This is a genomic window from Pseudonocardia sp. KRD291 (assembly GCF_019263595.1).
GTDB lineage: Bacteria > Actinomycetota > Actinomycetes > Mycobacteriales > Pseudonocardiaceae > Pseudonocardia.
This window is the reverse complement of record NZ_JADQDD010000350.1, coordinates 1-5,693: the sequence shown is the minus strand read 5'-3', so window position 1 is coordinate 5,693 and position 5,693 is coordinate 1. Positions and strand designations below refer to the sequence as shown.

Annotated in this window: 7 protein-coding genes; 2 read left to right on the top strand and 5 right to left on the bottom strand. The window is 75.8% G+C overall.

The genetic code is table 11. From position 1 onward, the window contains the following. Positions 1-44: 44 nt before the first annotated feature. Positions 45-758, top strand: coding sequence for an alpha/beta fold hydrolase (locus I4I78_RS29325; RefSeq protein ID WP_218614752.1), 714 nt, complete (start codon positions 45-47; stop codon positions 756-758). Between the two features lie 40 nt (positions 759-798). Here I4I78_RS29325 and I4I78_RS29320 read toward each other — a convergent pair whose 3' ends face one another. After that, positions 799-2,868 (bottom strand): bifunctional chorismate-binding protein/class IV aminotransferase, encoded by a 2,070-nt coding sequence (locus I4I78_RS29320; RefSeq protein ID WP_218614751.1) that lies wholly within the window; start codon positions 2,866-2,868, stop codon positions 799-801. Positions 2,869-2,940: 72 nt separating this feature from the next. Next, positions 2,941-3,588, bottom strand: a complete 648-nt coding sequence (locus I4I78_RS29315) for a nuclease-related domain-containing protein (protein ID WP_218614750.1) — start codon at positions 3,586-3,588, stop codon at positions 2,941-2,943. Positions 3,589-3,683: 95 nt separating this feature from the next. On the opposite strand from I4I78_RS29315, the gene I4I78_RS29310 reads away from it, so the two are divergent. After that, a complete protein-coding gene (locus I4I78_RS29310) occupies positions 3,684-4,160 on the top strand; it encodes a DUF1992 domain-containing protein (protein WP_218614749.1) in 477 nt (158 codons plus the stop codon). A gap of 15 nt (positions 4,161-4,175) precedes the next feature. Here the strand turns inward: I4I78_RS29310 and I4I78_RS34040 are convergent, their stop codons facing one another. Genes I4I78_RS34040 through I4I78_RS29300 form a run of 3 tightly spaced genes read right to left on the bottom strand, consistent with a single transcriptional unit; the run spans position 4,176 to position 5,530 of the window. Next, positions 4,176-4,670, bottom strand: a complete 495-nt coding sequence (locus I4I78_RS34040) for an SRPBCC family protein (RefSeq protein WP_308252433.1) — start codon at positions 4,668-4,670, stop codon at positions 4,176-4,178. Then, complete coding sequence (locus I4I78_RS34035; protein WP_308252432.1) at positions 4,648-4,986, bottom strand: metalloregulator ArsR/SmtB family transcription factor; 339 nt, start codon at positions 4,984-4,986, stop codon at positions 4,648-4,650. The genes I4I78_RS34040 and I4I78_RS34035 overlap by 23 nt, the downstream gene beginning before the upstream one ends. Positions 4,987-4,993: 7 nt before the next feature. Beyond that, the gene (locus I4I78_RS29300) at positions 4,994-5,530 is read right to left on the bottom strand and encodes a hypothetical protein (RefSeq protein WP_218614748.1); all 537 of its coding nucleotides are present in this window, start codon (positions 5,528-5,530) and stop codon (positions 4,994-4,996) included. Positions 5,531-5,693: the final 163 nt, after the last annotated feature.

The window sequence follows — 5,693 nt, the reverse complement described above, 5'->3', positions numbered from 1 at the left end:
GCACCGAACCGCGCGCGTGACGGGCCTGCGGCAGGATCACCCCCATGGCCACCTACGTCCTCGTGCACGGCGCCTGGGGCGGCGCGCACGGCTTCCACCTGCTGCGACCGCTCCTGCGCGCGGCCGGGCACGAGGTGTTCACCCCCGCGCTGACCGGCATCGGCGAGCGCTCGCACCTGACCGGCCCGCACGTCGGGCTCGGGCTGCACGTGCGCGACGTCGTGAACACGATCCTCTACGAGGACCTGCGCGACATCGTCCTGCTCGGGTTCTCCTACGGCGGCATGGTGGTCACCGGCGTGCTGGACGAGGTCGGCGACCGGGTGCGCGAGCTCGTCTACCTCGACGCGTTCCTCCCGGCCGACGGGCAGAGCGCCTCCGACCTGGCCCCGGCGATGGCCGCGGCGGTGGCCCCGTCGGGCGAGGCGGGCCTCGGCGCGCCGTGGCTGGTCCCGGGCCGGGCCCGGCACTACGACGACCCGGCCGAGGGCGAGTGGTCCGCCCCGCGCCGCTCCGAGCAGCCGGTCGCGACGTTCACCGAGCCGGTCCGCACCGCGGTCCCGGTCGACGAGCGCCCGCTGGGCCGGACCTACGTCCGGGCGACCCTCGAGGACGTCACCGGCGGCGCGTTCGAGACCGCGGCCGCGCACGCGAAGGCATCCCCGGCCTGGCGCTACCACGAGATCGAGACCACCCACATGGTCCCGCAGAACCGCCCCGACGACCTGGCCGCGATCCTCCTGGCCCTGGCCGGCTGACGCCGATGGCGGGCCGGCGCCGATGGCCGGCCGGCGCCGGTCACGTGGTCGCGCGGGCCAGCTCGGCGGCGGTCCGGAGGATGAGCGGGTCGGGCGCGGACCAGCGCGCGACGACGGCGTCGCCGTCGCGGACCTCGCGCACCCACTGCACGCCGCGCAGGGCGTTGGTCAGGAACATCCCGTCCGCGCCCGCGACGTCGCCGAGCCGGATCGGGGCGATCGCCGACGGGTCCGGCCCGGCCAGGTCGAGGACGGCACGTCGGGCCGTCCCCGGGAGGATCCGCCCGTCCAGCGGCGGGGTGCGCAGCGCGGCACCGATGACGAGGAACACCGACGAGCGGGTGCTCTCCAGGACGGCTCCGTCCGGACCGGTGAGCAGGGGCGTCTCCCCGTCGCTGACGGCGGCCTCGTGCGCGTCGAGCCATCGCCGGTCCTCGAACTTGTGCGGCTCGCACTCGGGGGTGTGGCGGACCCGCATGACCAGGCCCGGCTGCGCGGTGATCGGGACCGGGCCCGTCCACGCCACGGCGCGGACCTCGACCCGGCCGGGACGCCCCGGCCGTGCCTGCACCCGCACCCGGAGCGGGCCGTGCAGCCCGGCCGTCGCGTCGGTGACCGCTGCCTCGACGTCCGCGGTCAGGGCCTCGCCGGTGCAGGACAGGAAGGAGCGGCGCAGGCGTGCCGCGTGCTCACCGAGCCGGGCTACCCGCCCGTCGACGGCGGCGAGCGTCTCGAACAGCCCGTCCGCGCGCCGGGCCGGGTGCACGGCGTCCGCCGGGGCCGGGACCGGGCCGCCGCCCAGGGCGCCCAGCACGGGTGCGGCCTTGGTCAGGCACTCCGCCCACTCCTCGGCCGGGTCCGAGTCGACGGTGATGCCGCCGCCGACCCCGAGCCGCGCGGAGGCCGTCCCGTCCGGTCCGGGGGGATCCACCTCCAGGGTGCGGATCGTGACGCCGAGCTCGAGCCCGGCGAGCGGGCTCGCGTAGCCGAGCGCGCCGGTGAACAGCCCGCGCCGCTGCGCCTCCAGGGACTCGATCACCTGTACCGCGCGGACCTTCGGCGCGCCGGTCACCGAGCCCGGCGGGAACGTCGCCCGCAGCAGCGCACCGTCGCCGGCGCCCTCCGGCAGCCGTCCTCGGACCCGCGAGACCAGGTGCCACACGCCGGGGTGCGGCTCGACCGAGAGCAGCCCCGCGACCCGGACGCTGCCGACGGCGCAGACCCGGGCCAGGTCGTTGCGCATCAGGTCGACGATCATGACGTTCTCCGCCGAGTCCTTCGCCGACCCGGCGAGGCGCCGCTGCTGCTCGGCGTCGGCGAGGTCGGTGGCGCCGTCCCGCGGCCGGGTGCCCTTGATCGGGTCGGTGCGGACCTCGCGTCCCTCGCGGCGCAGGAACAGCTCCGGACTGGCGCTGACCGCGGCCAGATCGCGGTCCGCGACCAGCGCCGCCCGTGCCGGCGTCCCGGTCCCCGGCCGCGCCCCGACGAGCCGGGCCCACGCCTCGTGCACGCCGCCGTGCAGGCTCAGGCCGATCTCGCAGGCGACGTTCGCCTGGTAGATCTCGCCGCGGCGGATCTCGCCGATGCAGGCCTCGACCGCGGCCAGGTGGGCGTCCCGGTCCGGCCACCGCTCGACGGTGATCCCGGCCCGCGCCGCCGGCGCCGGCACAGCGAGGTCGGCGGACAGCGCCGAGCACCGGGCCCGCGCGGCCTCCTCGTCGCCGTCCGGGCCGAGCAGTGCCTCGTACCACCAGCGCTCGCCGTCGTGCCGGAGCACGTCGCGGTACCAGGCCAGGCTCGCCCGCGGCCGGTCCCCGGGTGCGGCGAAGCCGAGGTAGCCGAACCAGCCGCCACCGACCGCGTCCGGGAACCGCGGGTCCGGGCCCCGGTCGGGCACCGAGCCGAGCACGTCGAACGGGTCGGCGTCGGCCGGCATCTCCCGCACCGGGTCGCAGGTGACCAGCGCGCCCCGGGACCAGCTTCCGGCCCAGGCCGTGACCCGTTCGCGGTGCGCGAGCCTGCGCACGACGTCGGCCGCGTCGAGCCGGAGCGTCAGCGGTGCCGCGTACAGCCCCACGGCCGGGTCTCCGGCGTCTCGACGAGGAGTCACCTCCCGATCATGGTGACCGCCGCCGGGCACCGGAAGGCCCCGGTGGCGAAGTGCACCCGCTCCGGCGGCGCGTCAGCCGACCCAGCTGCCCGGCCGGCGCGCGACGTCGTGCACCCGTTCGACCCGGCGGGCGTCGAGGACCGGCGTCAGGCCGCGCATCGCCGCGACCAGCGCCCCCTCGGTCGCGACGATCACGTCGTCCGGCCACCGGCGCACCTGCATCGCCGCGCCGACGACCGCGATCACCGGCCGGACCGGCACCGGGCCGGTCTCCGCGTCGAGCCGGGGCAGCAGCAGCTCACGGGCGACGGCGCCCTCGGCGCGGGCCCGGGCCACCGCGTCGGTCCGGAACCCGTCCACGACGAGGGTGTCCCCGTCGAGCACCACGCGGCGGCCCCGATGGTGCCGAGTGTTGATCACGCAGACCCCGGGCGGCCCGATCAGCACGTGGTCGATGTCGGCCCGGCCGTCGTCGAGCGGCACCGAGTGCAGCACCCGCCAGCTCGGCGGCCGGTGCAGGAGGCGGTCGCGCCGGGTGCGCCCGGTCAGCGACTCCAGCAGGTGTGCGGTGCGTTCCTCGCCGTCGGCCCCGAGGCGCCACGTGCGGTCGGCGCCCGGGCCCATCTCGGCCCGCCGGCGGGCGGCCTCGTGCCCGACCCGCCGGCCCGGGTAGTGCTGCGTCAGGTCGGTGGCCTCGGGGAACGTCGCGGTGTTGTCCATGGGTGTGAGTGTGGCCCGGACCACCGACAGTTCTCGGGCTCCCGCGACGCTGGGACGGGGCGTCCGGCGTTGCTATCCTGCAGGTGGGAGGCCTGATGTACGCACCGGACCCGCGTTACGAGACCGCGGTCGACCGCCAGATCCGTGAGGCCCAGGAACGCGGCGAGTTCGACGACCTGCCCGGCAAGGGCAGACCGTTGCCCGCCCTGGAGGGCAGGTTCGACGAGAACTGGTGGGTGCGCGGGTTCCTGCGCCGCGAGGGCCTGTCCTCCGACGCGCTGCTGCCCCCGTCGGTGCAGCTGCGCAAGGAGATCGACCGACTGCCCGAGACCGTGCGCCCGCTGCGCGACGAGCGGCGGGTACGCGACGCGGTGGAGGAGCTCAACGCGCGGATCGTCGAGCACATGCGCTTCCCGTCCGGCCCGCGGATCCCGATCCGCAGGCAGGACCCGGACGAGGTCGTCGCCCGGTGGCGTGCCGACCGTCCGGTCCGGCCCGTGCCGGTGGCGCCGGCGGCTCCGGCGCAGCGGGAACACCGCTCGTGGTGGTCCCGCCTGCGCCGCCGCCGCTGAGGGGTCGGGCGCGGCTCAGGCGCGGGCCGGCGTCCGCGGCGCGAACTGGCCGGGCGCCGGCAGCGGCGACCCGGTCTCGAGCAGCGTCTTGAGCGCCGCGAAGATCGCGGGCCAGCCCTCGCCGATGTCGCGGGCGTCCTGCTCGCCCTGGTCGTCCGCGGTGAACCCGGTGTGCACCACGGTCAGCTTCACGACCTCGTCACCGAACATCGAGATGTCGAACTCGACGGTCGTCGCCGGCCGCCCCGCCTCCCTCTCGGCCCGGCCGGTGAACGTGTAGGACAGCCGGTGCGGCGGGTCCACGACCAGGACCTCGCCGAGGAAGTCCTCGTGGTCGGGGTGGTGGGCCTCGACCGGGCTGCCGACCCGCCAGTCCGACCGGATCTCGGCGCCGCCCCAGTACTGCATGGTGAACTCGGCCGTGGTGAGCGCGTCGAACACCTTCTCCCGGGTGGTCGCGATGTAGGTCGTGTAGACGTAGGTCCGGTCACTGATCTCGGGCTGTGCCATCGGATTCCTCCAGCGCGGTGCGCAGGGCGGTGATCGCCTGCACCCGGGCCTGCTCGAACTTGCCGATCCACCGGTCGTGGATCTCCTGGATGGGCACCGGGTCGAGATGGTGGAGCTTCTCCCGGCCGCGGCGGACGGTGGACACCAGCCCGGCGGTCTCCAGCAGCGCGAGGTGCTTGGAGACGGCCTGGCGGCTCATCCCCGTCCCCGCGCACAGGTCGCCGAGCGTCTGCCCGTTGTGCTCGTACAACCGGTCGAGGATCAGCCGCCGGGTCGGGTCGGCCAGCGCCCGGAAGACGGCGTCCACGTCGGTCACGACCCAATTATGCAACCTTTTGGTTGCCTGTCAACGACCGGATGCGACCACCGGGCTTCTGCACCGAGAGCAGGGTGGCCGTCACGAGCATCAGCTGGTGCGAGGCCGCGACGCCGGCCAGCCACCACAGCAGGGCCGGGTCCTGGCCCCCGGCGTCCTGCGCCGCGGCCAGCAGCCGGGTGCTCAGCGCCACCGACGTGACGATCACGAGCAGGCTCAGCACCGTCTTCGCCACGACCCAGCGGTGGCGCACCAGTCCCCACGGCGTCCCGAGCCCCAGGGCCACCCCGGTCAGCACGGTGCCGACGGCCACGAACGGGATCATCGTGCCGCCCACGACGTCCATCACCCCGAGGACGAACACCGTCTGCGCCCCGGCCCCGCCGAGCAGCAACGCCGCCGGCAGCACGAGCATCACCAGCGCCATCCCGGTCCAGGCCACGCCGAGCACGACGTGCCCGCCGCGCAGGGTCGCCCGGGCCGGACGCGACAGCGCCCGTCCGCGCGCGGCGCGCCGGTCGCGCACCCCGACCGCGGTGGTCACCGCAGTTCCGCGGGCAGCTGTTCACGCGGCTCGCGCTCGGCCCGGCGGGAGTGCACGAACAGGCTCAGTGCCAGCCAGAACGTCGGCCAGGCCGGCCAGAAGAACGGCGCCGAGCCCACCGCCCACGCGGTCACCAGCACCACGAACAGCACCGTGACGATCG

Bases quoted from the DNA above. Each gene is read 5' to 3' on its own strand.
- I4I78_RS29325 (WP_218614752.1), top strand. From the start codon at position 45: ATGGCCACCTACGTCCTCGTGCACGGCGCCTGGGGCGGCGCGCACGGC.
- I4I78_RS29315 (WP_218614750.1), bottom strand. From the start codon at position 3,588: ATGGACAACACCGCGACGTTCCCCGAGGCCACCGACCTGACGCAGCAC.
- I4I78_RS34040 (WP_308252433.1), bottom strand. From the start codon at position 4,670: ATGGCACAGCCCGAGATCAGTGACCGGACCTACGTCTACACGACCTAC.
- I4I78_RS29310 (WP_218614749.1), top strand. From the start codon at position 3,684: ATGTACGCACCGGACCCGCGTTACGAGACCGCGGTCGACCGCCAGATC.